General features: G+C 62.4%; 17 protein-coding genes. 9 read left to right on the top strand and 8 right to left on the bottom strand.

The window, feature by feature from the left end; genetic code table 11:
* Positions 1–47: 47 nt before the first annotated feature.
* From HV796_RS13035 to HV796_RS13025, 3 genes are all read right to left on the bottom strand, one after another.
* A complete protein-coding gene (locus HV796_RS13035) occupies positions 48–1,229 on the bottom strand; it encodes an acyltransferase family protein (RefSeq protein ID WP_175226899.1) in 1,182 nt (393 codons plus the stop codon).
* 320 nt (positions 1,230–1,549) lie between these two features.
* On the bottom strand, positions 1,550–2,308 hold the full coding sequence (locus HV796_RS13030) for an SDR family oxidoreductase (protein ID WP_175226898.1): 759 nt from the start codon (positions 2,306–2,308) through the stop codon (positions 1,550–1,552).
* A 110-nt stretch (positions 2,309–2,418) separates the two neighbouring features.
* A complete protein-coding gene (locus HV796_RS13025; protein WP_175226897.1) occupies positions 2,419–3,384 on the bottom strand; it encodes a GlxA family transcriptional regulator in 966 nt (321 codons plus the stop codon).
* A gap of 168 nt (positions 3,385–3,552) precedes the next feature.
* Here HV796_RS13025 and HV796_RS13020 point away from each other — a divergent pair, with 168 nt between their 5' ends.
* The 5 genes from HV796_RS13020 to HV796_RS13000 all read left to right on the top strand — a co-directional run bounded on the left by HV796_RS13020 (position 3,553) and on the right by HV796_RS13000 (position 8,558).
* Positions 3,553–3,708, top strand: coding sequence for a hypothetical protein (locus HV796_RS13020; RefSeq protein WP_175226896.1), 156 nt, complete (start codon positions 3,553–3,555; stop codon positions 3,706–3,708).
* Between the two features lie 225 nt (positions 3,709–3,933).
* Positions 3,934–4,851 carry a LysR family transcriptional regulator gene (locus tag HV796_RS13015; RefSeq protein WP_175226895.1) on the top strand — a complete coding sequence of 306 codons (918 nt, stop codon included), beginning with the start codon at positions 3,934–3,936 and terminating at the stop codon, positions 4,849–4,851.
* Positions 4,852–4,971: 120 nt separating this feature from the next.
* Positions 4,972–6,165, top strand: a complete 1,194-nt coding sequence (locus tag HV796_RS13010; RefSeq protein ID WP_175226894.1) for a CaiB/BaiF CoA transferase family protein — start codon at positions 4,972–4,974, stop codon at positions 6,163–6,165.
* A complete protein-coding gene (locus tag HV796_RS13005) occupies positions 6,162–7,103 on the top strand; it encodes a hydroxymethylglutaryl-CoA lyase (protein ID WP_175226893.1) in 942 nt (313 codons plus the stop codon). The genes HV796_RS13010 and HV796_RS13005 overlap by 4 nt, the downstream gene beginning before the upstream one ends.
* Before the next feature lie 120 nt (positions 7,104–7,223).
* Positions 7,224–8,558, top strand: coding sequence for an MFS transporter (locus tag HV796_RS13000; protein ID WP_175226892.1), 1,335 nt, complete (start codon positions 7,224–7,226; stop codon positions 8,556–8,558).
* A 103-nt stretch (positions 8,559–8,661) separates the two neighbouring features.
* Here HV796_RS13000 and HV796_RS12995 read toward each other — a convergent pair whose 3' ends face one another.
* Together HV796_RS12995 and HV796_RS12990 are read right to left on the bottom strand one after the other, a co-directional pair.
* Positions 8,662–9,789: an aminotransferase gene (locus HV796_RS12995; protein ID WP_175226891.1), complete on the bottom strand. Its 1,128-nt coding sequence runs from the start codon at positions 9,787–9,789 to the stop codon at positions 8,662–8,664.
* A 68-nt stretch (positions 9,790–9,857) separates the two neighbouring features.
* Positions 9,858–10,778, bottom strand: coding sequence for an AraC family transcriptional regulator (locus HV796_RS12990; protein WP_246355843.1), 921 nt, complete (start codon positions 10,776–10,778; stop codon positions 9,858–9,860).
* Positions 10,779–11,071: 293 nt separating this feature from the next.
* On the opposite strand from HV796_RS12990, the gene HV796_RS12985 reads away from it, so the two are divergent.
* The 3 genes from HV796_RS12985 to HV796_RS12975 all read left to right on the top strand — a co-directional run bounded on the left by HV796_RS12985 (position 11,072) and on the right by HV796_RS12975 (position 14,893).
* The gene (locus tag HV796_RS12985; RefSeq protein ID WP_175226890.1) at positions 11,072–11,971 is read left to right on the top strand and encodes a DMT family transporter; all 900 of its coding nucleotides are present in this window, start codon (positions 11,072–11,074) and stop codon (positions 11,969–11,971) included.
* A 283-nt stretch (positions 11,972–12,254) separates the two neighbouring features.
* Positions 12,255–14,447, top strand: a complete 2,193-nt coding sequence (locus HV796_RS12980) for an NHL repeat-containing protein (protein WP_425497093.1) — start codon at positions 12,255–12,257, stop codon at positions 14,445–14,447.
* A 188-nt stretch (positions 14,448–14,635) separates the two neighbouring features.
* Positions 14,636–14,893, top strand: a complete 258-nt coding sequence (locus HV796_RS12975) for a hypothetical protein (protein ID WP_175226888.1) — start codon at positions 14,636–14,638, stop codon at positions 14,891–14,893.
* A 58-nt stretch (positions 14,894–14,951) separates the two neighbouring features.
* Here HV796_RS12975 and HV796_RS12970 read toward each other — a convergent pair whose 3' ends face one another.
* The 3 genes from HV796_RS12970 to HV796_RS12960 form a co-directional block, all read right to left on the bottom strand.
* Positions 14,952–16,676: an FAD-dependent oxidoreductase gene (locus HV796_RS12970; RefSeq protein ID WP_175226887.1), complete on the bottom strand. Its 1,725-nt coding sequence runs from the start codon at positions 16,674–16,676 to the stop codon at positions 14,952–14,954.
* 103 nt (positions 16,677–16,779) lie between these two features.
* Complete coding sequence (locus tag HV796_RS12965; protein WP_175226886.1) at positions 16,780–17,772, bottom strand: DedA family protein/thiosulfate sulfurtransferase GlpE; 993 nt, start codon at positions 17,770–17,772, stop codon at positions 16,780–16,782.
* A 407-nt stretch (positions 17,773–18,179) separates the two neighbouring features.
* Complete coding sequence (locus HV796_RS12960; RefSeq protein WP_175226885.1) at positions 18,180–18,440, bottom strand: hypothetical protein; 261 nt, start codon at positions 18,438–18,440, stop codon at positions 18,180–18,182.
* 806 nt (positions 18,441–19,246) lie between these two features.
* Here HV796_RS12960 and HV796_RS12955 point away from each other — a divergent pair.
* Complete coding sequence (locus tag HV796_RS12955; protein ID WP_175226884.1) at positions 19,247–22,768, top strand: ATP-binding protein; 3,522 nt, start codon at positions 19,247–19,249, stop codon at positions 22,766–22,768.
* The last annotated feature ends 99 nt before the right edge of the window (positions 22,769–22,867 follow it).

Genomic DNA, 22,867 nt, shown 5'->3' with positions numbered 1-22,867 from the left:
ACCAGAATGCATTGAGTGTTGCCGGGCGTTCCGGAGTGTCATGCCGGTTAAACAACGGACTCCGCCTTCAAGCCCACGCGTGCTCTTGACGCAAACTTCTTCGTCAGATACGTGCGCACCGGTTCCTCGAGCAGCTTCGTGACGATCACCGAAATCACGATCGTTAGCGCGACCGATAGCGCGATCGCCTGTGCCGGGCGATGCTCGCTGCCGGGGAAATACATAAAGATCAGCCGGCCGATCGGAAAGTGCAGGCAGTAGATCGGGTAGGACATCCAGCCCAGAAAATGCGCGACCCGTGCGCCGACACGTCCGGTCGGCGCGATATTCGCGCCGCAATAGACCATCAGCGGCGCAACGAAAAAAATCACCGCCATCGGATACAGGCCTTTCATGCCAAACGGACAGGCAATGGCGACGGCGAACAGCAGGTATAGCGCAAGATCGTTGCGAATGACCGCGGACAGCGCTCTGCCGAATTTCAGCGGTGTTTGGTTTTCATGCAGCGAATAGATCAGCACGCCCATGGAAAATCCGTAGGACACGCGAATAAATCCTGCGAAAAAATTACGGGTTCCCCAGCCGGCGCCAAAAAATACCGGTATTGCGTTCTTGTGCTCGAAGCCTAACAACACGCCGGTGCCGAACAGCAGGATCGCGCTGGCAATGATCAGTTTGATCAGATCGCGCCGTTGCAGGCGGATCAGCACCAGCAGCGCGACGCTCGCGCACATTTCGAAGAACAGCGACCAGGCGGACGGATTGGCCGGAAAGATTTCCCCGACCGTATACTTTTCAACCGGCAAGTGCGCAGCGCCGCTTACCATGTTGGCGACGCCGTGATCGCCGAGATAGGGCAGGAATAGCAGATTGTCCAGCGACGCGACGATGATCGAGCGCAGCGGATAATCGGCGAGCCCGATCATTGCGGCGGCGATGAGCGCGGGGATGCCGATCGCCATCGAAATGGCGAACATCGGGTACAACCGGATAATGCGTTTCCTGACGTACTCGCGGGCGCTCAGGCCCAGTAGCAGCTTGCTTCTGTACGAGTGCATCAGCACAAAGCCGCTGAGCACGAAAAACAGATCGACTGCGATATCCGCGTTCACGAATAACATGCGACCGGTGTTTTCCGAGTAGTGCATCAGCATCACGCCGATCGCGGCGACACCTCGCAGTCCATCCAGTACTTCATACCGCTTTTCCCGCACGTCCATGTGCACCATGTGCCGGTCCCCTTTCGTTGTGACGCGCTCATTGCCGTCGCCGCTGCGAACGCGGGGGTAGCGGGACGCAGTTGCGGGGCGCCGAATCATCAGCAATGCTTTCGTCCGATCAGGCAATAAGACGCTACAACGGGAAATTGCAAAAAAAAACAAACCGGCTTATTAAAATAAATGTACGCGGCATGAAAAAAATCGAAACAATCAGATTTCGCTTCGAAAATCAATCAGTGCCGGATTGTCGATGCGCGCTATCCGGCGTCTGACCGACGGATAGCGCGTGTGGCGGATGGTGGGTGTCGGATAGGGGTGAGGGTGGGGCGTTACGGCAACTCTCTAAGATCCGCGATCGGCGCGGCGCCGAACGCGTCGCTTAATACGTAGTCGAGCATCTTTGCCGCTGCGTCGTGCGGGTGGGTCAGCGCGCCGGTGCGCTTGTATTCCGCGAACCGCTCGCGCATCGGGAAGCGATCGAGGCGGGTTGCGCGAAGCTCGGCCTGCATGTCCGTATCGAGCGTGCCTGGCGCGATGCTGCCAATGCGCAGCGCGCGATTCGAATCGAGGGCCACCGCACGCGCATGGTGGTCGAGAGCGGCCTTGGTTGCGCAATACACGGCCCACCCCGCGTACGGATTGCGTCCCGCGCCGCTCGAGATATGAACGATACGACGGTCTGCCGCATGGGCGCTTGCCGAAGCGAAGGCACTCGATAGCATCAATGGCGCGGCGACATTCAGGACCACCGATTGAGCGACGGCCGTTGGCTCCTGCGCATCGAATGGGCCGATCGGTTGCACGGTGCCCGCGTTATTGAACAGCGGCACGCGCTGCGCATCGCCGATAAACCGCTGCAGAGCGTTGCCGGCAAGCCATCGGGTGATGTGCTCGAGATTCGCGAGATCGAGTTCGACCTGCTCGAATACACATCGGTCGCGTGATGTCAGCGTCTGGTGTTTCGTGCGCGATAGCCCAAGTACCGCGATGCCGCGCGCGAGCAGCGCTTCGGCAAGCGCTTCGCCGAGTCCGCGCGTATGTCCGGTGACGATCGCGCGAACGGTAGAAAAAGCGTCGGAATCAGGCATGATCGTTATTCCCGTGAAAGGTGGCCGTTATTCCGCATTATTTTCTCACGCGAAATTGAGGATTGCAGCGCCGCGCGGCGCATCCATCGCGATACCCCGCGCAGTGCGTCCTACCCGCTCACATTCTGGAAGCGTTCGCGATACTGCTTCGGCGTTGCGCCGATGCGTTTCGTGAAGACGATCCGCATCCGGTCGGCGGTGCCGAACCCGCAATCGTAGGCGATGGTCTTCAGCGCAAGACGGGTGCTTTCGAGCAGCTTGCGCGCGGCATCCATCCGCGCGCGCTCGATAAACTCATGCGGTGTGACGTCGGTCTCCTGAACGAACACGCGCGCGAAGTTGCGCGCGCTCATACCGGCGACGTCAGCGAGCTGCTTCACGGTGAAGTTTCCGCTGATGTGCGCCATCACATGCGCCTGCACTTTCGCGACCGGGGAAGTTTCGTCGGCTGGCGCGGTCAGATACGGACTGAACTGCGACTGTCCTCCCTGGCGCTGCGAGAACACGACGAGCCGCTTTGCTACCGCAAGCGCGACGTGCGGCCCGTGGTCTTCGGCGACGAGGGCGAGCGACAGATCAATCCCCGCTGTCACGCCCGCCGACGTCACGAGACGTTCGTCGCGCAGGTAGATGCGGTCGAAGTCGACGTGCGCGCGCGGGAACTGCGCCGCGAGTTGCGCGGCATGCTGCCAGTGCGTGGTCACGTTGCGTTCGTCGAGCAGGCCCGCGTGGCCAAGTGCGAATGCGCCGGTGCAGATCGAGCCAAAGCGGCCGCAGCGCTCCGACACGCCTCGCAGCCATTCAAGCAGCCGTTCATCGGGCACCCGCTCGGGTAACGCGGGACCGCCGGCGACCAAAGCGAGATCGAAGCCGCGCTGCGTTGCATCGAAGGTGGCATCGGCGTTGAGCGACATGCCATTCGATGCGCGCATCGCGCCCGCATCCGCGGCGACCAGCATGACCTGGTAGTGGTCTGCGGTGTCGATAAACCCGTTCGCTTCCGCAAACACGTCGACGGGCCCGGCGACGTCGAGTGCCTGTACGCCCGGAAAGATCGCAATCGCGACACTCGGCATCGATTCATCTCCTCGAAAGATCGGTTTGCTGCGCACTGGCAGAGGACGCGGTATCTCTGGCAGCGTTGGGCGGTGCGCCGGGATTGTCCTGCAAGCGTTGTGCGGCCAATACTGTAAGCGACATCACTGCATGCGACATCCACCCCTTCCCTCTTTTAGGAGCGCACCATGAAACAGGATATCAAACCCGATTTCGAATTCGACGAAGCATCGTTCGCGGCCCAGCAACAGAAGGCGGGCGAGCGTCAAGACTGGCTGGTCGATCAGGCCTTGATGGACACTTTCCCGGCAAGCGATCCGATTGCGCTGTACGCGTTCGACTGACGCGACAAGGGGACGCAGGCATGCTTGAAGCGTTTGCAAGGGCCGCGCACGAAGGCCGAACCGCACGACGGTTGGCCGAAGCGCCGTAGCGGTGGCTGCACTGTGCGGTGCGCAAAATGTGATTGACGACACGTTTTGTACGCTTGCCAGCACCTTAAGCCGCATCGCGGCAAAATACGGACCGGCTCCTACTTCTTACTTGCCGCTTCTTGCGCACCCCGACCTATGGTCTTAAAGAACCTGCTGAGACGCCTCGACCTCACGACGCTTCAGTTATTCATTGCTGTCTACGAGGAAGGCACGCTGACGCGTGCTGCCGAACGCGAAGCCATCGCGATCTCGGCCGCCAGCAAACGCCTGCTCGAACTTGAACAGGCCGTTGGCGCCACATTGTTTCAGCGCACCGCGCGTGGCATGACGCTCACGCCGGCTGGCGAAACGCTGCTGCATCACGCGCGGCGTGTGATGCGCGACGTCGAGAATATCGGCATCGAGCTCGCCGGCCATGCGAGCGGCGTGCGCGGTTACGTGCGCATGATGGCGAATCTGTCGGCAATCGTCGAATTCCTGCCAGAAGACTTGCGCGCCTTTCTGTCGGTCAACGAGCAGATCAAGATCGACCTCGAAGAGCGGCCGAGCGGCGGTGTCGTCGAAGCCGTCGCGGACAGTCTCGCGGACCTCGGCATCTGTTCAGGAGAGGCCGATACGCGTGGCCTGCAAGCGACGCACTATCGGCACGATTCGCTGGTCGTCGTGATGCGCGAAGACCATCCGCTCGCGGGCCGCGAGCGCGTCACGTTTGCGGAAACGCTGGATAGCGACCATGTCGGTCTTCATTCGGCGAGCTCGATCAACGCGCGTACGCACATGGCGGCGCGCCAGGCGGGCAAGCCGCTGCGCTTGCGCATTCATGTGCCGGGCTTCGACGCGGTGTGCCGGATGGTGCAGGCCGATATGGGCGTAGGCGTGTTGCCGGCGAACGTTTTTCAGATCATGGGCAAGCCGCTCGGCCTGATCGCCGTCAAGCTGGAAGACGAATGGGCCGAACGCAATCTGGTCATCGTGGTACGTGACGCAGGGGCGCTTTCGCCGGTCGGCCGCCTGCTGTTCGACCATCTGCGCTCGGTCGAGGGCGCGGTTTGATGGAGCACCAATGACCCTTCGCGTTTCGCGAAAGGTCATTGGTGAATAGCGGCTGGACGCTGTATCCACGGGACTTTTAAGCTGTTCATCAATGGCTTTCAAGTATCAGGAGACAGCATCATGAGTGGGCCTCTCACGGGTATCCGCGTAGTCGAAATCGGAACCCTGATCGCCGCGCCGTTCGCCGCGCGGCTTCTGGCGGAATTCGGCGCCGAAGTCATCAAAATCGAAGCTCCCGACGGTGGTGACCCTCTTCGCAAATGGCGCAAGCTTCATGAGGGCACGTCGCTGTGGTGGTACCTCCAGTCGCGTAACAAAAAATCCATCTGTGTCAATCTGAAGTCGGCCGACGGCGCCGGCATCGTCAAGCGGCTTGTCGCCGACGCCGACATCCTCGTCGAAAATCTCCGCCCGGGTGCGCTCGAGAAACTGGGTCTCGGCTGGGATACGCTGCATAAGATCAACCCGAAGCTCACGATGGTACGCATTTCCGGCTACGGTCAGACCGGGCCGTATCGCGATCGGCCGGGCTTTGGTGCGATTGGCGAGTCGATGGGCGGCATCCGCTACACGACCGGTGAGCCGGACGGCGCGCCGGCGCGCGTGGGCGTCAGCCTCGGCGATTCGCTCGCGTCGCTGCATGGCGTGATCGGCGCGCTGATGTCGGTGCTGCGCGTGAAGACCGGTCAGGGCGAAGGCCAGGTGGTCGACGTATCGCTGGTCGAGAGCGTGTTTAACCTGATGGAAAGCCTTGTGCCGGAGTACGACCTGCTCGGGCACGTGCGTGAACGCAGTGGCGGCGCGCTGCCCGGGATTGCGCCGTCGAATACCTACCGCACGGAAGACAATGCGTATGTCGTGATCGCCGGCAACAGCGATCCGATCTTCAAGCGGCTGATGCAGGTGATCGGCCGCCCCGACCTCGCCGACGAACCGGCGCTTGCCCGCAACGACGGCCGCGCCGCGCAAAGCGCGATGCTCGACGCCGCGATTACCGAATGGACGTCGCACCATTCGACCGAAGACGTGCTGGCCGCGCTCGAGCGCGCCGAAGTGCCGTCGGGCCGCATTTACTCGGTTGCCGACATCGTCAATGACCCGCACTACCTGGCGCGCGACATGTTGTTGCGGGCGCAACTTCCCGGAGGCGCATCGGTGAAGATGCCGGGCATCGTGCCGAAACTGTCCGATACGCCGGGTGAAGTGCGTTGGAGCGGGCCGACGCTTGGCGAGCACACGGACGGCGTGCTCGCGGAACTGGGATTCGCAGCTGACGACATCGAGCGGCTTCGCCGCGAAGGAGCAGTGCAATGAGCGACGTTCAATACGACAAACTGATCGTGCAGGAAGTCGCGCCGCGTGACGGCCTGCAAATTGAAAAGACGTGGGTCGATACGCCCGACAAGGTCGCGCTGATCGATGCGCTGTCGACCGCGGGCTTCTCGCGTATTGAAGGGGGGTCGTTCGTATCGCCGAAAGCGATTCCGGCGTTGCGCGACGGCGAAGCGGTGTTTCATCAGATCCGCCGCAATCCCGATGTCATTTATGTCGCGCTTGTGCCGAACCGGCGCGGCGCGGAGCGCGCGCTCGAGGCGCGCGCCGACGAACTGAACCTGGTGATGTCCGCGAGTCAGACGCACAACCTCGCGAATATGCGGATGACGCGCGATCAATCGCTAGCCGGGTTCGGCGAGGTTGTCGAGCTGACGCGCGGTGCGTCAGTCACGCTGAACGGTACGGTCGCGACTACGTTCGGCTGTCCGTTCGAGGGCAAGATCGACGAAGACCTCGTGATGTCGATCGTCGACAAGTACCTCGAGCTGGGCTTTCAGGGCATCACGCTCGCGGACACGACCGGCATGGCCAATCCGCGCCAGGTCGCGCGCATCGTTAAGCGTGTGCTGGGCCGTATTCCCGCCGGCGCGCTGACGCTGCATTTCCATAACACGCGCGGCCTTGGCCTCGTCAACGTGATGGCCGCGTATGAAGTGGGTGCGCGCCGTTTCGATGCGTCGCTGGGTGGCCTCGGCGGCTGTCCGTTCGCGCCGGGCGCGTCAGGAAACATCTGTACCGAAGACCTCGTCAACCTGTGCGAGGAAGTCGGTATTCCGCACGGCATCGATCTCGACAAGCTGATCACGCTATCGCGTACGTTGCCCGCATTGCTCGGCCACGAGATGTCTGGGCAAGTGGCGAAAGCCGGCCGCAATAAGGATCTGCATCCGGTGCCGGCCGGCATTGTCTGCATGTAAGCCTGATCGTCAATCCCGTTACGCCCGTTCCACCCCCCCCCCCCGACGATCTGAACGAGAACTTCACGAAGAACACGCACGACCGGAAGGCACCACGCCGAATCCGGCACGGAGACACACATGAGTGATCTAGGCGCAGTCGCAGCAGACAAACCGGCAACGAGCATCCAGGATGCGGCGGCGCTGATCCGCAAGGTTGCATGGCGGCTGATGCCGCTGATCATGGTCTGTTATCTGTTTGCGTTCTTCGACCGGATCAACATCAGTTTCGCGAAGTTCCAGCTGCAAAGCGATCTTGGCTTTTCGAACACGGCTTACGGTCTGGGCGCGAGCCTGTTCGTGGTTGGGTACGTGATCTTCGAGGTGCCAAGCAATCTGCTGCTCTTCAAGGTCGGTGCGCGGCGCTGGATTGCACGCATCATGATCTCGTGGGGTTTAGCGACCGCCGCGATGGTGTTCGTGCATACCGAATGGCAGTTCTACGGCCTGCGGTTTGTGATTGGTGCGATGGAAGCGGGTTTTGCGCCCGGCGTGCTGTATTACCTGACGCTGTGGTTCCCGGCGAGTTTCCGCGGCCGCATCACGTCGCTGCTGTTTCTCGCGTCCGCGTTTTCCGGATTGATCGGCGCACCGCTATCGGGCCTCGTGCTCGGCAACATGGATGGCGTGCTCGGCATGCGCGGCTGGCATTGGCTGTTCCTGCTCGGCGGCCTGCCCTGCATCGTGCTTGGCCTGCTCGTGCTGAAGGTGCTGAAGGACCGCGTCGAGGACGCCGGCTGGCTGACGCCGCAGGAAAAGCACTATCTGTCGAGCCAGATCGACGGGCAAACGCAGCAGAAGCATCACGGCCAGTCATTCGGTGAAGCGATCCGCACGCCAGGTTTCCTGACGCTCGGGTTGGTTTACTTTCTGATTCAGGTCGCGTCGTATGGACTCAACTTCTGGGCACCGCAGCTGATTCGCAGCGCGGGCACGGAAAACCCGACGATCATCGGGCTTTTGACCGCGATTCCCTATATTTGCGGTGCGGTGTGCATGGTGGTGGTGGGTCGCCTGTCCGATGCGACCGGCGAGCGCCGGAAGTTCGTCGCTGGCTTACTGTTGATGGCGACCGTCGGCTTCTTCGCCGCAGGTATTTTCGACAAGCAGACGGTATTTCTGGTTATCGCGCTCGCGGTGATGGGCGCGGGCGTGGTGGCGTCGATTCCGGCGTTCTGGGCATTGCCGCCGAAGCTCGTGTCCGGCGCGGGCGCCGCCGGCGGTCTCGCGCTGATCAATACGCTTGGGCAGCTCGGTGGCATCGTGAGCCCGGTGATGGTCGGCCGCATTCGCGACGTGACGGGTAGCACGACGCCGGCGCTGTATGTGATCGGCTGTATGAGCCTCGTGTGCGCGGCGATCATGATGTTCGGTTTGCCCGAAGCGCTGCGCAAGAAAGATCAGACGACACGGTGAGGGTGGCTGGCCTGGTCGGCAGGTATGCCGCCAGGCCGAATATCGACGCGGCCGGGTGACTCGACCAACAGCGTCGACCAACAGCGTCGATTAACAGCGTCGACTAACGGCGTGCAACGCCATTCAGGAAACCGGATACCCTCGCGAGCCCCGCTTCCAGCACATCGCGGCTGTTCGTATAGCCGATGCGCACATAGCCTTCCATATCGAGCGCGCTGCCCGGCGTGAACATCACGCCGGTCTTTTCGACCAGAGCGACGCAGAAATCGCGCGACGTCATATCGACATCGACACGCACCAGTGCGGTCGTGCCCGACTTCGGCTTCACATAGGACAGCGCAGGCTCCGCTGCCACCCATTTGTCGAGCAGCGCGAGGTGAGTGCGCAGTATGCTGTGATTGCGTTCGAGCAGCGCGCCGCGATGCTCGAGCGCGATCGACGCGAGCAGATCGTTCAGCATGCCGACGCTGATCGTGTTGTAGTCGCGATGCGTGCGCACACGAGCGATCAGGTCGACGTCCGCCGCGATCCAGCCGACGCGCAGCCCGGCGAGCGACCACGTCTTCGACATACTGCCGGTGCTGATCCCTTTCTCGTACAGGTCCGTGATTGAAGCCGTAAAGCCGTTGCCGTGCTGATCGGTGCCGCGATAGACCTCGTCACAGAGCACATACGCACCGCATGAACGCGCGATGTCCACGAGTTGCTCGAGGAACGGCTGATCCATCAGCGAGCCGGTCGGATTGTTCGGATTGTTGATCGCGATCACGCGCGTTCTGTCCGTCACCATGCGCCTAAGCTCGTCGAGGTCGGGCAGGAAGCCGTTTTCCTCGCGCAGTCGCAGAATGCCGACCTGCGCACCGTAGCTCTCCGGAATCGAGTAGTGCTGCTGATAGGTCGGCAGCACCGAAATCACGTGATCGCCCGGTTCGACGAGCGTTTCGTAGACCAGCGCATTCGCGCTGATGGCGCCGTGCGTGATCAGCACATTCGGCACTCGCTGTTTTTCGTATAGCGACGCGATGTTCGCGCGCAGCCGCTCAGTACCGTCGATGGCGCCATAGGTCAACCTCATCGGCAGGATTTCCGCGAGCAGTGCGTCCTCTTTGCCCGCGATTCGCAGCAGTTCGCCGACCGTCAGCGACGCGACGCACGTTTCCGCCAGATTCAGCTCGCAGCGGTGCTCATACAGATCCATCCAACGTTCGACACCGAATTCGCGGATCTTCATGGATTGTCCTTGTGTTGAAGGTTTTCACCGCGTGTCAGCCGGTTTGCGCGGCCGCGCCGCGCGGGGGGCTAGCCGGCGCCCAGCACGGTGCGGTAGATGATCGGCGCGACGCCGACAGCTTCGCGAAAGCGATGGCTGAAGTGGCTCGCATTCGCGTACCCGCATTGCGCGGCGACATCGGCAAGCGGTAGCCCGGTGCTGCGCAGCAACTCGCGCGCGCGTTCGACGCGCTGCTGCGCGACCCACGCGTGCGGTGGCAGTCCGAACGATACCCTGAACATTCGGGAAAGGTGATATTCGGAGAGGTTCGCGACACCGGCCAGTTCGCCGAGCGTCAGCGCTTGCGTGAGGTGCGTGTCGATGTAGTCGCGCAGCCGCCGGCGCGTTGCAACAGCAAGGCCGCCTTTGAGCACCGCGTCCGTGCGGCTCACACTCTGCGAGCGCAGCAGCAGCGACAACACCTCATGGGCGATTTCGTTCGCGCGCAATTGGCCGTCGGCATCGTCCCACCGGCCGTTCAGCAGCGACTGGCATAGGCGCGCGATGTGCGGATCTTCGAAGTACGTGCGGTCGGCGAGCGTCAGTTCGCGCGGCTCGCGGTCCAGTTCGCGAATCGCGCGCTGCGTGAAATGCTCGGGCAGGAAGTACAGGTGCACGAAATGCATATGGCCGCGCACCCACCAGCGCGATTCATGTTCGCCAGGCAGCGCGCACAGCCGGCTTGGCGCGCCGTACCGCCCCGGCAGTCTTTGCCGCTCGGTGCGATGGCCGCCGTCCAGATAGCACGACAGCGTATGGTGGCCGGGCTGCTCGTAGACCGTCTCCGCGACCTCGGTGATGCGGGTCCACTCCGCCACGGCGAGCTGGTCGCCTAACCATGCAAAACGGTCGAGCGTCGCGTCGGACGTGGCCAGCGTGTTGCAGATCGACTGGATGCCGAACGGCGGGCCGGCCGGATCTGCGGCGGCAGGGAGCGGGACGGAGTTCACGGTTGACGGCACGACAATAGCGAAACGCGGTTTCGACAGTGGTGAGCAGCGCTCAGTATAAAGGGCACGGCCGATGCGCACGGCGGCGTGCGATGAAAGTGCGCAATTCCAGACAAGTCGCGGCCGGCGTGCACGGAGAGCGTGCGATTTCGATCGAGTCGCGCGGCATGGGCCGAAGCTGCGCAATTCCCGACATTCACCCGGCCTGCCCCGAAAGTGCGCAATTCCGGACAAGCTGCACGGCGAGCGCCGCCGCATAGTCGGGCTGTCATTTTCCCATGTAGGCGTTTTTGATGAATCTTCTGCTTTATGCCGTCACGGTGGTGATCTGGGGCACCACGTGGATCGCCATCAAATGGCAACTGGACGACGTGCCGCCGTCGGTGTCGATTGCGTACCGTTTCTGGCTCGCCGCCGCCGTGCTGTTCGTGCTGCTTGCCGTGATGCGTCGTCCAATGCGGCCGCCGCGCGAGGCGTGGCGATACCTGGTGGCTCAAGGGCTCGCGCTCTTCTGCGTGAACTTCCTGTGCTTTTACTATGCTGAGCGAACGGTTCCGAGCGGCCTCGTCGCAGTCGTGTTTTCGATCGCGCCATTGCTGAACTCGATCAACGGCCGGCTCTTTCTCGGGCGGCCGCTGCAGCCCACCGCGATTGCCGGTGCGGCGTTTGGCCTGGCCGGCATCATCTGCCTGTCGCTGCCGGAGATAACGGGACATTTCGGCGATCACGCGGTCTGGATTGGCCTCGCTGTCGCATTTGCCGGCACGATGTGCTTTTCGATCGGCAATCTGCTGTCGAGCCGGATGCAGGCGATCGGGCTGCATCCGCTTGTCACCAACAGTTGGGCGATGTTGATCGGCGCTACGGTGCTGACCCTCGGCAGCGCGGTCGCGGGCCTGTCGTTCGTGCCGCAGACCGATGTGCGATATGTCGGCGCGCTCGTCTATCTGGCGGTGCCGGGCTCGGTGATCGGATTTACCGCGTATCTGACGCTGGTCGGCAGGATCGGCCCGGAACGCGCGGCGTATTGCACGGTGCTGTTCCCCTTCGTCGCGCTTGCCGTGTCGACCGTTTTCGAGGGCTACCGGTGGTCGGTGCTGACGGTGATCGGGCTCGCGCTGGTCGTGTTCGGCAACCTCGTCGCATTCGGCGCCGTGCCGCGTCCTGTGTTTCGAAGAAGGGAAATCTTATAGCGCTTCAACGGTGAAATTAATCGTGAAATATAATTGAAATACAAATAAAAAATGTAAAAAAACAGATTGTCAAAGGGTCGAATAGTTTTTTCGAAAACATAGACTAATCTTGGAAAAGCAAATTCAAATCGCCCAATAGAGCGGTATTTCCATCATTTTGAACTGAATTGTGATCTGCCATTTGCGGCTATTCTTCTGACGAATTCGGGTGTGGCTGAAACCCTAGCGATGCGCAATGGGTTACAAGCGTTCACCTGCAATTCGCTTCATTACTCCCGCAAGGATGCAGATCGTGAAAGTATTCTCTCGCATGGCCGCAGCGCTGCTGGTATTGAGTAGCTTCGGCCCTATTAATTGCAGTGCTCAATCCCAGTTGAATTACACCACTTCCTGGCTTGGCAATTCGTTTGGTTTCGGGGATAGAAAATGGATGCAACAGGACATTCAGGCCATTAATGTCGCGCCGGATGGCACCGTTTATGTCAATTGTGAATGGGACGAAAGCGGCAGTGAAATTGCCGCCTATAAAAATGGGGACAAGCTTGCCGTAGCGGGCGCGACACACGGCTGGGGAGCCGGCGGCGGCGAAGCGATCGCGTCGAATCACACGTACGTGTATGCCGCGATGACGATCGGCAACCAGACCAACACGCTGGTCGGCGCTGACTATCCACCCAACAGTCAGCAGTGGTATGGCGTCACGCGCCGTCTGGTCAGCAATATCGCGCAGGGCGCGCCGTTTGCTGGCGGCATCGCGAATAGTGCCAATGCGACCAAAAATAGCTTCCTTGTTGTCGATACCGTGACGACCGGCGTCGATGCCGCGATTCGCGGCCTCGCGGCCACCGACACGGAACTCTATGTGTCCGACCAGTACGCGAACCAGGTCGTCGTCTATGACGCGAACACGATGCAGCGTCTGCGCTCGTTCAACGTGACCTCGCCGGGCCGCATCGCGATCGACACCGACTCGACGCTGTGGATCATCACCGGCGCGCTGACCGGTCATCCCGCGGTCGCGCACTATTCGTCGACCGGTGCGCCGCTCCCCGGCGCACCGGTGCTGAGCGCCGGTGTGGTGCCGACCGACGTCGCGATCGCGCCATCCGGCCAGTTGTTTATCTCCGACAATGGGCCGAACCAGAGCATTCTGATCTACAACAAGACCGCGAGCGGGCAGACGCAACTGGCAAGCGGCCTTGGCACGTCCCGTGGCGTGTTCCACAACGGAGGCGCGACGCAGGTCGGCAGCTTTAACGGCATCACCGGTATTGGCTTCGATCAGGCCGGCAACATCTACGTCGGACAGAACAGCGAAGGGCCGCGTCAGCTCGGCTCCGCATCGGTCGGTTCGGGTGCGGTGCTGCAAGCGTTCACCGGTGTGTCGCGCGCGCTTGCGTGGGAACTCGACGGGCTGACGTTTGTTGATAGCGCAACTTTCGATCCGGCGTCGGAGAACACGATCTATACCGGATCGAAAATCTTCACGATGGACTGGAGCAAACCGACCGGGCATCAGTGGACGTATTCCGCGTTCACCGTCGATCGATTCTCGTACCCGGACGATCCGGAGTTGCACATCGGCCGCGACGTGCGCGGCGAACCGATGCTGCGGCGGCTGAATGGCGGCAAGCCGTATCTGTTTACGCTCGACCCGTACTCGGGTCAGGTGTTCTTCTACCGATTCGACTCGGCGCACGGCAATATCGCGATTCCGTCGGGCATGATCGCGGAGTTGCCGATCGTGGGCGGGTATCCGCCGGGTCAGCCGGCATTCGGCGAATGGATGTGGCGTGACACGAACGGCAACGGCAGTCTCGATGCGAATGAGATCACCAGTAATCCGTCGACGCTCAGCACGATCGGCAACAGCTTCATATGGGTCGATTCGCAGGGCAACGTGTGGTTCGCCACGCCGGTGAGCGGGATTCGCGAACTGCCGCTGCAAGGTTTCGACCCGGTTGGCAATCCGATCTACCAGTACACGGCCGCGAAAACCTGGCCGATGCCCGCGGTGTTCAATCGGCTGGGCCGCGCGCTCTACGTGCCCGAAACCGACACGATGTACGTGACGGGCTTCACGCCGGCGATTCCATGGAATTCATCGCTTTGGAAGGAGGCCGGGCCGGTCATGGCGCGCTATGACAACTGGAGCACGGGTAATCCGACACAGCGGTATGTGGTTCCGCTGTCGTGGGACACGACGACCAATCCACCGATCACGACGGTCTCGATTGCCACGGCGGGCAACTATGTGTTCGTCGCGGAACTCTATACGCAGAAGATCCACGTCTACGATGCGACCACCGGGCAGGAGGTCGGATACATGACGCCGGGTGCGACGGTAGGTAATACGAGCGGCCAGGTCGACGTCAAACTCGGTATCAGCGCAACGCTGCGTTCGAACGGCGAATACGACGTGCTGGTCGAAGACGACGCGCGTGCGAAGATTCTCGTGTATCAATGGCACCCGTGAAGATGCAGACACGCCGCGTGCGGCGCTAACGGCGACGGCGGACCGATGCGGGCGAGCGCGGCCCGCTGTTGGGCAAATCGATCGTCAAGGTGCGGTCGCGCGCGTGGACGACCGCGCGCGATCGGTATATAACGAAACGAAATGAGCCTTTTCTATCAACGTTGGATTAACGGAGACGGCACACCACCATGAGCGGCGATGCTCCTGAAAAACGGCCCGAGGGCGACGTGCCCGACATCGAACATCTTGACGCCGCGGTCACGCATGTGGGCGAGATGGTATCGTCCGGCAACATCGCGGTGGCCGCTGCACGCGGCATTCTGTACAGCCTGATCGAGACACTCGGCACCCTGGTCGGCGACCCCGACCTGCCGGAGCACGCGCGCTCGGGCTATGAAGGTTTGCTCGAGACGGCGCGCGAATTGCGGGCCAAGATCGAACACTGATCGGCGCAAGGTTGAGCCGGCGCGTGCCGCCGCGGTCCACCACGGACCGCGCGGCACATTACGCGCCGAGCGCGACCGCTTCGCCTTTTTGCGTCGCGAGCATCTGATGGATCTGCGCGACCACCGCTGCCCCTTCGCCGACTGCCGCCGCGACACGCTTGGTCGATCCAGCACGCGCGTCACCGATCGCGTATACGCCTTCGACCGATGTCACCAGGTCGCAGGCCGAGTCGGCGCCGGTCAGCACAAAGCCCTTCGCGTCGAGTTGCACGCCGCAGGTGCGCAGCCACCCGGTATTCGGCTCGGCACCGGTGAACAGGAAGAGATGCCGCGACTCGAAACGGTCCTCGCCGCTCGGCAACGGGGACTTCAACCCGATCGTCGACAACCCGCTTTCGTCCGCATCGAGCCAGCCGATTTCCGTATGCGGATGCACGGTCACGTTCGGCAGTGAGCGGATCCGGTCGATCAGGTAGCGCGACATCGTCGATTCGAAGCCGCTGCGGCGAATCAGCACGTGAATGTGCGCGCAATGCGACGCCAGATAGACGATGCCCTGTCCCGCCGAATTGCCGCCGCCGACCACCACGACTTCCTGCTGCTTGCATAGCTTCGCTTCGACCGGCGACGCCCAGTAATAGATGCCGCGGCCGTCGAAACGGTCGAGTCCTTCGATCGCGGGCCGCCGGTAGACCGCGCCGCTGGCGATCACCACCGACTGCGCGCGCACATTGCCGGTCCGGATGCCGGCGTTGCAGGTCAACTCGAGCCGGTGCGGACGTTCTGAGCAATGCAGCGCTTTTACCTTGAGCGGAATCGCGACGTGCGCGCCGAACTTCTGCGCCTGCACGAACGCGCGCCCGGCGAGCGCCTGGCCGGAGATGCCGGTCGGAAAACCGAGGTAGTTCTCGATGCGTGAGCTCGCGCCTGCCTGACCGCCCGGCGCGCGGCTGTCAAGCACGATCACCGACAGGCCTTCGGATGCCGCATAGACCGCGGTGGCGAGTCCTGCCGGGCCTGCGCCGACGATCGCGACGTCGTACACATGGCGTTCGTCGAGATCGGGCAGAAGGCCGAGACAGGATGCGAGTTCCGGGTCGCTCGGGCGGCGCAGCACCCTGCCGTCCGGGCAGATCACGAGCGGCAGATCTTCCGGCTGTGCGCCGAACTGTTCGATGAGACCGAGCGCTGTTTCGTCGCGTTCGTTGATAACCGAGTGCGGGTGGCCGTTGCGCGACAGGAAGCTTTGCAGCGCGACCAGCCGCGCGTCATAGCTTTTGCCGAGCAGAATCGGGCCGCCTGCGCCTTTCTCGATGAGCGACACGCGCCGCAGAATCAGCGCGCGCATGATGCGCTCGCCGAGTTCGGCTTCCGCGACGATCAGCGCACGCAGACGTTCCGGCGTGATCAGCACCGCGCTGACCGGCTCCATCGCCAGCCCGTCGACGAGCGCGGGCTTGCCTGACAGCTGCCCGACTTCCGCGAGGAACTGCCCGGCGCCTTCATGTTCGACGACGAGGTTCTCGCGGCCGAGCCCGTCGCGCTGCGTAATGCGCACCGAACCCGACAGCATCACGAACATGCCGGGGCCCATATGGCCGGTGCGGAACAGATATTCGCCCGCGTGCCAGTGATGCAGGTCGCCAAAGCGCCGCACGCGGTCAATCTCGGCGGACGTGAGCCGGGGGAACATCTGATGACGCCGCGTCGACAGATTCGAAAACGGTGCGTCCGCGACGACGTCGCCGCTTTGTCCTTCACCATCGCGGGTTGCTGCAAGCATCGAACCGCTCCTTACGTCGTTTGCATTCATCAGGGATGAGCGTTGTGATCAGGCACATGAGCCCCGGCACCCCGCATAGCGATGCGCGGAGGCCGCGGCGATACTACACAGCTTTCGGCGAGATACCGATGTCATCGACATGCGGCGCGGGGGCGTCCGCCAGCGGCTCGAGCTGCCGGCCTGCATCGCGCCACGCGTCGAGGCCGCCGCGCAAGGGCAGCACGTCGCTGAAGCCGGCGTCGGTCAGCTGTTTTGCCATCCATGCGGCGGACACCTCGTTCGGACACGAGCAGTAGATGACGAGCTTCTGCGTGCGTGGGTAGGCCGCGAGGATGTCGTTGAGCTGGCGTTCGTCGGCGAACTTCGAGCCGGGGATCACGAAAGGATCGAGCTTGCGCTTCTCTTCCGAACGGATGTCGAACAGCACGGGTGTTTCTTTTTTCAGCATCAGATCGTATAGCTCGTCGACACTCATGCGTGCGGTGGCGAGCTTCTTGATCAATGCACGCCGACGCGTCCAGCGGTATCCGGCGTAAAGCAGCAGCAGACCGACCACGATCAGCGCAGTCAGCTTGCCGAGCTGGCTGGCTTCAGCGAACAGCAGGTCGAGCTGCTTCGCGAACAGCGCGCCGAGCGACAGGCCGAGGCCGGACCACAGCGCGGCGCCGACGCTGTCGTAGGTGAGGAACGTGCGGTACGGCGTGCCCATCGCGCCGGCCATCGGAATCGAGACGATCGACAGGCCAGGCACGAACTTCGCGACGGCAAGCACGCGCACGCCCCAGCGGCCGAAGAACCGCTCGGTCTTCTTCACGCAGGAATCACGTGACAACGACAGCTTGCATAGCGTCTTCAGCGTGTTGCCGCCGTAGATGCGGCCGGCGAGATACCACGCGCTGTCGCCGATCAGCGTGGCGAAGATCGCCAGCACCAGCACCGAAACCAGCTGCGTTCCGACGGTCGCGGGATTCATGGCGGCCATCGCGCCGAATAGCACGAGGGATGGCATCGCGGGCACGGGTAGCCCGATGGACGCGGCGAGCACATTGACGAACACTAGCGCCGGCCCGTATTGCTCGACGAGATCATGTAGCATCGGTTTACTTTCCGCGGCGTTTCAAACCGCAGCAATTGCGTCAGGTGAGGTAAGAATTATGGACGCATTTCCGCCACGTGCAAGCGAGCGGCCCAACGGCCCGCCCGCATTGGAAGCAGCTTTTGGAGCCAGTCTTTCAGATTGCAGCGGCGCGGCGACCGTACGCCGCACGCCTCGCCGCGCAAACCCGGTTCGAGCAGCACGGACGCAACAGCAACGCAGCGAAAAAGCAACCGGAAAAACGACAGAAATGCGATGGGAAAGCGATCGACGACAACGTTGCACTCGCCGTACGGCTGCGGGCCGTACGGCAAGACACGACTTGGGGACGGCTGGCTGAAACGCAATGGCAAAGCGCAAAACGGACGGCAGATGAGGCGGCTCGCGAACGCGGCGCCGCGAGTGGATCAGGTTCCCTGCCGATGGTGGTTGTGCTGTTCTCCCGGGAGTTCGGCACCATGCGCACGGATTGCCGCGATCAGTTCAGCCGGCGTGATTTCATAACGCACTTCGCGGTGAATGCCCGGTTTGCGTTCGTCGACCTCGACGAGAAGAATGCCTTTACCGTCTTCTGTCGCTTCGAGCCGCAGCGTGCGCAGTTCGCGCCCGGTCGCGTCGTCGTACTCGGTGAGCAGGGCCATAGACCCGGAAGACCCGGTGGTGCGCATCGAAAATTTCCTCATCCGTTATAGAACAAGCATTGTACGGGGACCTTCACCGTTCTGTCGCGCTACCCGGCAGACTCTGCGCGGTGCGGGCGACGCGAATGCTTAAGCCAGTTTAACGCGACTTCGCGCGCCGGCCATTGCATTTTTTGTGCCCTGGTGCGGTGCGCGTTGCGTCGCGCGGGCACCGCCCGGTTTCATGAGTTGCGCACATTGGTGAGTTTGTCGCAGTCGTAACCGTCGGTCAGTGAACTTGCGCACGAAGCGCATGCAATGCAGTTTCGTGCGCCGTTCGTCGGTCAGACGAGCCTAGCATTGTTCGATGACTGTTCCTGGTCGGTGCGTGTCATCGACGCATCGCGGTATTGCATCTCGGGTAGCCTGCGCGAAATGCGAGCCGGAAAATTCTGCCGGGAGACTGGAAAATAGGTATTTATTGCTTGTTTTATGGACCCCGCGTACGCGAGTTCACTCGGGTGTGCGGCAATCGGTTGTCCTACGTTCCCGCACACAAAAAATAGCCCGTCCACCAGGGACGGGCCGCTAAAACGCCGTTGTTACTCGGGTCAGCCGGCCCGCACACACTTCGGGGCGCTGACGGTTTCATGCTGACGGGTCAATAAATATTTGTCGAGGTGGGGCTTACGCCGATCCATCAGACATGACATCGCTCGCCAAAGCGAAACGGCCTAAACTGGATTGACTGCGCTGGATTGACTGCGTTGCCCGCCAGCGGTGGCGCTCGCGCAGTGGTTTGCAAGCGAAGCGAGACGCGGACCTTGCCGCGGCGCACATCATCAAGCGATGCGATGCCAAACATTCTCGACCGCACGCAGGAATCGCTCGCCGGCGCATTTGCGTCGCTGGCGGCGAATGCGCGGCGCCAGCAGCGTCTGTACTTTGCGACGCTGACCGTCCTGATATCGATCGTCGCCTTTTCGGTGTTGCTGCTCGCGGCGCTGGCCATCGACAAGCAACTCGATCTGCAACGCCGGACCAGCGCACAGAACGCGGCCGACGTGTCGCTGTTTCTGCATCGCGCCGCATCGTTCCTTGTCCGAACCGAATGGACGACGAAGTTCTATCGTCAGACGCAAGACGTGCATCACGCGCCGGACGAGCTGGTTCGTCGAGTCAGTGAATCCGGCGTTGCGCTCAGTCATTCGTCGACGCTGGGTATTCCGTTTGCCATTGTCGTGTCCGAAGCGACGCGAGCCGCATGGCGCGCGGATCTGGGCACGCAGTTGTGGCGGCTTTCGGAAGCCGCCGACTCGACACTGGCCACGCGTGACGCATTCGAATTGCCGTACCGTACGTTTCTGATCGGGCTCGACGGCGACTATGCGGCCATTCTTCCAGCCGTCGATCCGCGCACGGATCCGCACGCGCCGCCGCTTGACGCCCGACTTGCGACGACACTGCGCGACACGCTGCTCGCCGCACTCGCGTCACAAACGGGCAAGCGCACACTAGCGACGGGCGAGCGCGTGCTGGTCGGCCCGTACACCGACCCGCTAAGCGGCGCGCCGGTCGTCAGTACGCTGAGCATGCAATCCGCCAGTGGGACGCCAGTCATGCTGATCGCGATGACGCTGCCAGTCAGCGCATTGCTCGCGGAAGTTCGTCAGCCTTCCGGTTCGTCCACACTGTTGCTGAGTGTTGCGCGCTACCGACCGGTTGCATCGACGCCGCCGCTCGCGACATCGACGATGCAATGGCTGCGCGAGCTCGCCCAACGAACCCCGCTGGGCGGCGTCCGCCATACGTGGCGTGGCGTGGTGTTCGTCGATGCGGCGACGCACCGGTACGGGCTGCTCGTCAGCTATCTCCCGTGGCGCGTGGTAATCGCGGCCACGGCACTGCAACTTGGCGCGATCGTCGGTTTCGGGCTGCTGTTGATCGTCGCGATGGTGCTCGTCGCGAAGTTCTGGGGCATGCGGCTCTTGCGCAACTGGCATGAGGAGGCGTTGCACGCGCTGCAGCGCGAGGCAATCAACCATATCGTCGTCAGCGCGACGCCGGTCGGACTGTGCATCGTCAGGCAGCGCGATTTCTCGGTGATGGCGGCCAATCAGCTCGCGCGCAGCCTGTTGCATCTCGGCGATGCGGCGGGTTTGCCGCCGCATATCGCGGCCGCCTATATTGAATGCAGCCTGAGCGCGTCGCCGTCTGCCGATGCCGATGCCGATGCCGATGCCGATAAGCACGCGGCGCGCAAACAGGCGGAGTTCATCGTGCCCGCACTGCCGGGCCAGACTGACGCGCCGGATCTGCAAATGCTGCAGATCAACTACCAGGCCGCGCGGCACGACAACGAAGATGTGCTGTTCTGTTCGATTGTCGACATCTCTGCCCGTCACCGGCTCAGTGAGCAGTTGCGTGCCGCGCAGCGCGAAACCGAAGCCATGATGCGCACGCAGCGCAATTTCTTCGCGGCGATGAGCCACGAGATTCGCACACCGATGAACGCGTTGCTCGGCAATCTCGAACTGCTGTCGCGCAGCCCGGACCTCGAACAGCATGAGCCGCGGGTGCGCGCGGTCGGCATGGCGGCGGACAGCTTGCGGCGCATCGTCAACGATATTCTGGACTTTTCGAAGATCGACGCCGGCATGATGAAGCTGGTCAACGAGCCGTTCGACCCGCTCGACGATCTCGAGAATCTCGCGCTAACGTATGCACCGCTCGCAGAAGGACGGCCGCTGAATTTCCATGCGTATCTGTCGCCGGCTCTGCATCGCGTGTGGTGCGGCGACAGCACACGCATCGTGCAGATCGTCAACAACCTGTTGAGCAATGCGTTCAAGTTCACGTCGAGCGGCAGGGTGACGCTGAGTGCGCACGTACCACCTGACGAAGCCGGACACGATAGGCTCGTGTGCCGGGTCAGCGACTCCGGAATCGGCATGGACGCGCAGCAGGTCGCACGAATCTTCAAGCCATTCGTGCAGGCGGAGCCGGGTACGGCGAGCCGTTTCGGCGGAACCGGCCTTGGCCTGTCGATCTGCGTGCGGCTATGTGAATTGATGGGCGGGCAGATTGCGGTCGAGAGCGTGCAGGGTGTGGGCAGCGCATTCACGGTGACCTTGCCCCTTGCGGTGCCGGCTGAAAACGGCGGCCTTGTGCAGAGCCATGCTCCGTCTGAGACGTGTGCCGCGCGCGGCAGTGCGTTCGTGCTCTGCCAGGACGTGGCAGGTGTCGAGTGGTTCGACGAGGTGCTGACCGTGCAAGGCTGGCAGCCGACCTGCGTGACCTTGCTTGATTCGGCCCGCACATGGCTGCGCGTGAATCGCCCTGCGTTCATGATCGTCACCGGCGAGTATCGCGACGACGTCATAGCGCATTTGCGCGCAATGGGGCCGACCGGCATTGTATGGATGACGCCCAGCGGCCCGCTAAGCCCGAGCATGCGGGGTGAGCGCGTGTTTGAAGTCACCGCGTTCAGCCAGCGTGCGCTGAGCGCGGCGATCGAACTGGCGGTGCACGGAGTGGAGCACACCGGTGCGGAGCGAGGCGATGTGACATCGCGCGACGCGACGCCGCGCGCGACAGCCGATCGCATGCAGACATCGGTGTCATCGGAATTGAGCGGCTTGCGCGTGCTGGTCGCCGAAGACAATCCGCTGAACCGGACGCTGATCGCCGATCAGTTGACGACCCTCGGCTGCTTGCCGACCGTCGTCAGCGACGGCAAACAGGCGTTGGCGATTCTTTCGCAGACCGAAGTCGATCTCTTGCTGACCGACATCCATATGCCGGAGATGGACGGTTACGCGCTGATGATGGCACTGCGCGACACCTATCCCGCGCTCCCCGTGATCGCCTTCAGTGCCGTGACTGGCGCTGAGCAGGCACTCGAATGGCGACAGCGCGGCTTTATCGGCTACATTTCGAAGCCCGCATCGCTACAGCAATTGCGTACGGGCCTGCTCGCGCTGTACCAAGGTGCGCGCGATTTACCGCCACACCTTGTCCCGGATGCGCATAACCCGTCCGAAACGACTGGGCAGCACACACTCGATGCAGTCGACAAGTCTCGCTATCTCGCGATGCTCAAGGACCATCTGAGTACCGACTTGCCGAAGCTGGCCGGCATAATCGACGCCTGCGACCGCGCGGCGCTGCGCGACTGGGCTCACAGCGCCGGTGGTGCGTTCCTGATCGTTCGCGAACTGCAATTCGCCGAACAATGCCGCGAACTGCAGAAAATGTGCGATGCGACGGATACGTGGACGCCTGCGATTGCGCACTATGCGTTCGCACTTCATGATGGCTTGCGCAGCCATTTCGGACTCGATGAACCGTCGCAGGCTTCAGCAAGTACGAGGTGAGAGGCGTCATCTCGACGCGCACGGATGTGCACCTCGAAGCGGTCTATCAACGCGCATCGTCCGGGGCATCTGGAATCATGACTCAACTGACCCATCGTC

Source organism: Paraburkholderia humisilvae, assembly GCF_902859855.1.
Taxonomy (GTDB): Bacteria; Pseudomonadota; Gammaproteobacteria; order Burkholderiales; family Burkholderiaceae; genus Paraburkholderia; species Paraburkholderia humisilvae.
Note: the sequence above shows the minus strand (reverse complement) of the source record. Positions and strands in the feature narration are given on the sequence as shown.

Bases quoted from the DNA above. Each gene is read 5' to 3' on its own strand.
- HV796_RS13005 (WP_175226893.1), top strand. From the start codon at position 6,162: ATGAGCGACGTTCAATACGACAAACTGATCGTGCAGGAAGTCGCGCCG.
- HV796_RS12970 (WP_175226887.1), bottom strand. From the start codon at position 16,676: ATGCTTGCAGCAACCCGCGATGGTGAAGGACAAAGCGGCGACGTCGTC.
- HV796_RS13000 (WP_175226892.1), top strand. From the start codon at position 7,224: ATGAGTGATCTAGGCGCAGTCGCAGCAGACAAACCGGCAACGAGCATC.
- HV796_RS13035 (WP_175226899.1), bottom strand. From the start codon at position 1,229: ATGGTGCACATGGACGTGCGGGAAAAGCGGTATGAAGTACTGGATGGA.
- HV796_RS12965 (WP_175226886.1), bottom strand. From the start codon at position 17,772: ATGCTACATGATCTCGTCGAGCAATACGGGCCGGCGCTAGTGTTCGTC.
- HV796_RS12980 (WP_425497093.1), top strand. From the start codon at position 12,255: ATGCAGATCGTGAAAGTATTCTCTCGCATGGCCGCAGCGCTGCTGGTA.
- HV796_RS13015 (WP_175226895.1), top strand. From the start codon at position 3,934: ATGGTCTTAAAGAACCTGCTGAGACGCCTCGACCTCACGACGCTTCAG.
- HV796_RS13020 (WP_175226896.1), top strand. From the start codon at position 3,553: ATGAAACAGGATATCAAACCCGATTTCGAATTCGACGAAGCATCGTTC.
- HV796_RS12955 (WP_175226884.1), top strand. From the start codon at position 19,247: ATGCCAAACATTCTCGACCGCACGCAGGAATCGCTCGCCGGCGCATTT.
- HV796_RS12975 (WP_175226888.1), top strand. From the start codon at position 14,636: ATGAGCGGCGATGCTCCTGAAAAACGGCCCGAGGGCGACGTGCCCGAC.
- HV796_RS13010 (WP_175226894.1), top strand. From the start codon at position 4,972: ATGAGTGGGCCTCTCACGGGTATCCGCGTAGTCGAAATCGGAACCCTG.
- HV796_RS12985 (WP_175226890.1), top strand. From the start codon at position 11,072: ATGAATCTTCTGCTTTATGCCGTCACGGTGGTGATCTGGGGCACCACG.
- HV796_RS12960 (WP_175226885.1), bottom strand. From the start codon at position 18,440: ATGCGCACCACCGGGTCTTCCGGGTCTATGGCCCTGCTCACCGAGTAC.
- HV796_RS13025 (WP_175226897.1), bottom strand. From the start codon at position 3,384: ATGCCGAGTGTCGCGATTGCGATCTTTCCGGGCGTACAGGCACTCGAC.
- HV796_RS13030 (WP_175226898.1), bottom strand. From the start codon at position 2,308: ATGCCTGATTCCGACGCTTTTTCTACCGTTCGCGCGATCGTCACCGGA.
- HV796_RS12995 (WP_175226891.1), bottom strand. From the start codon at position 9,789: ATGAAGATCCGCGAATTCGGTGTCGAACGTTGGATGGATCTGTATGAG.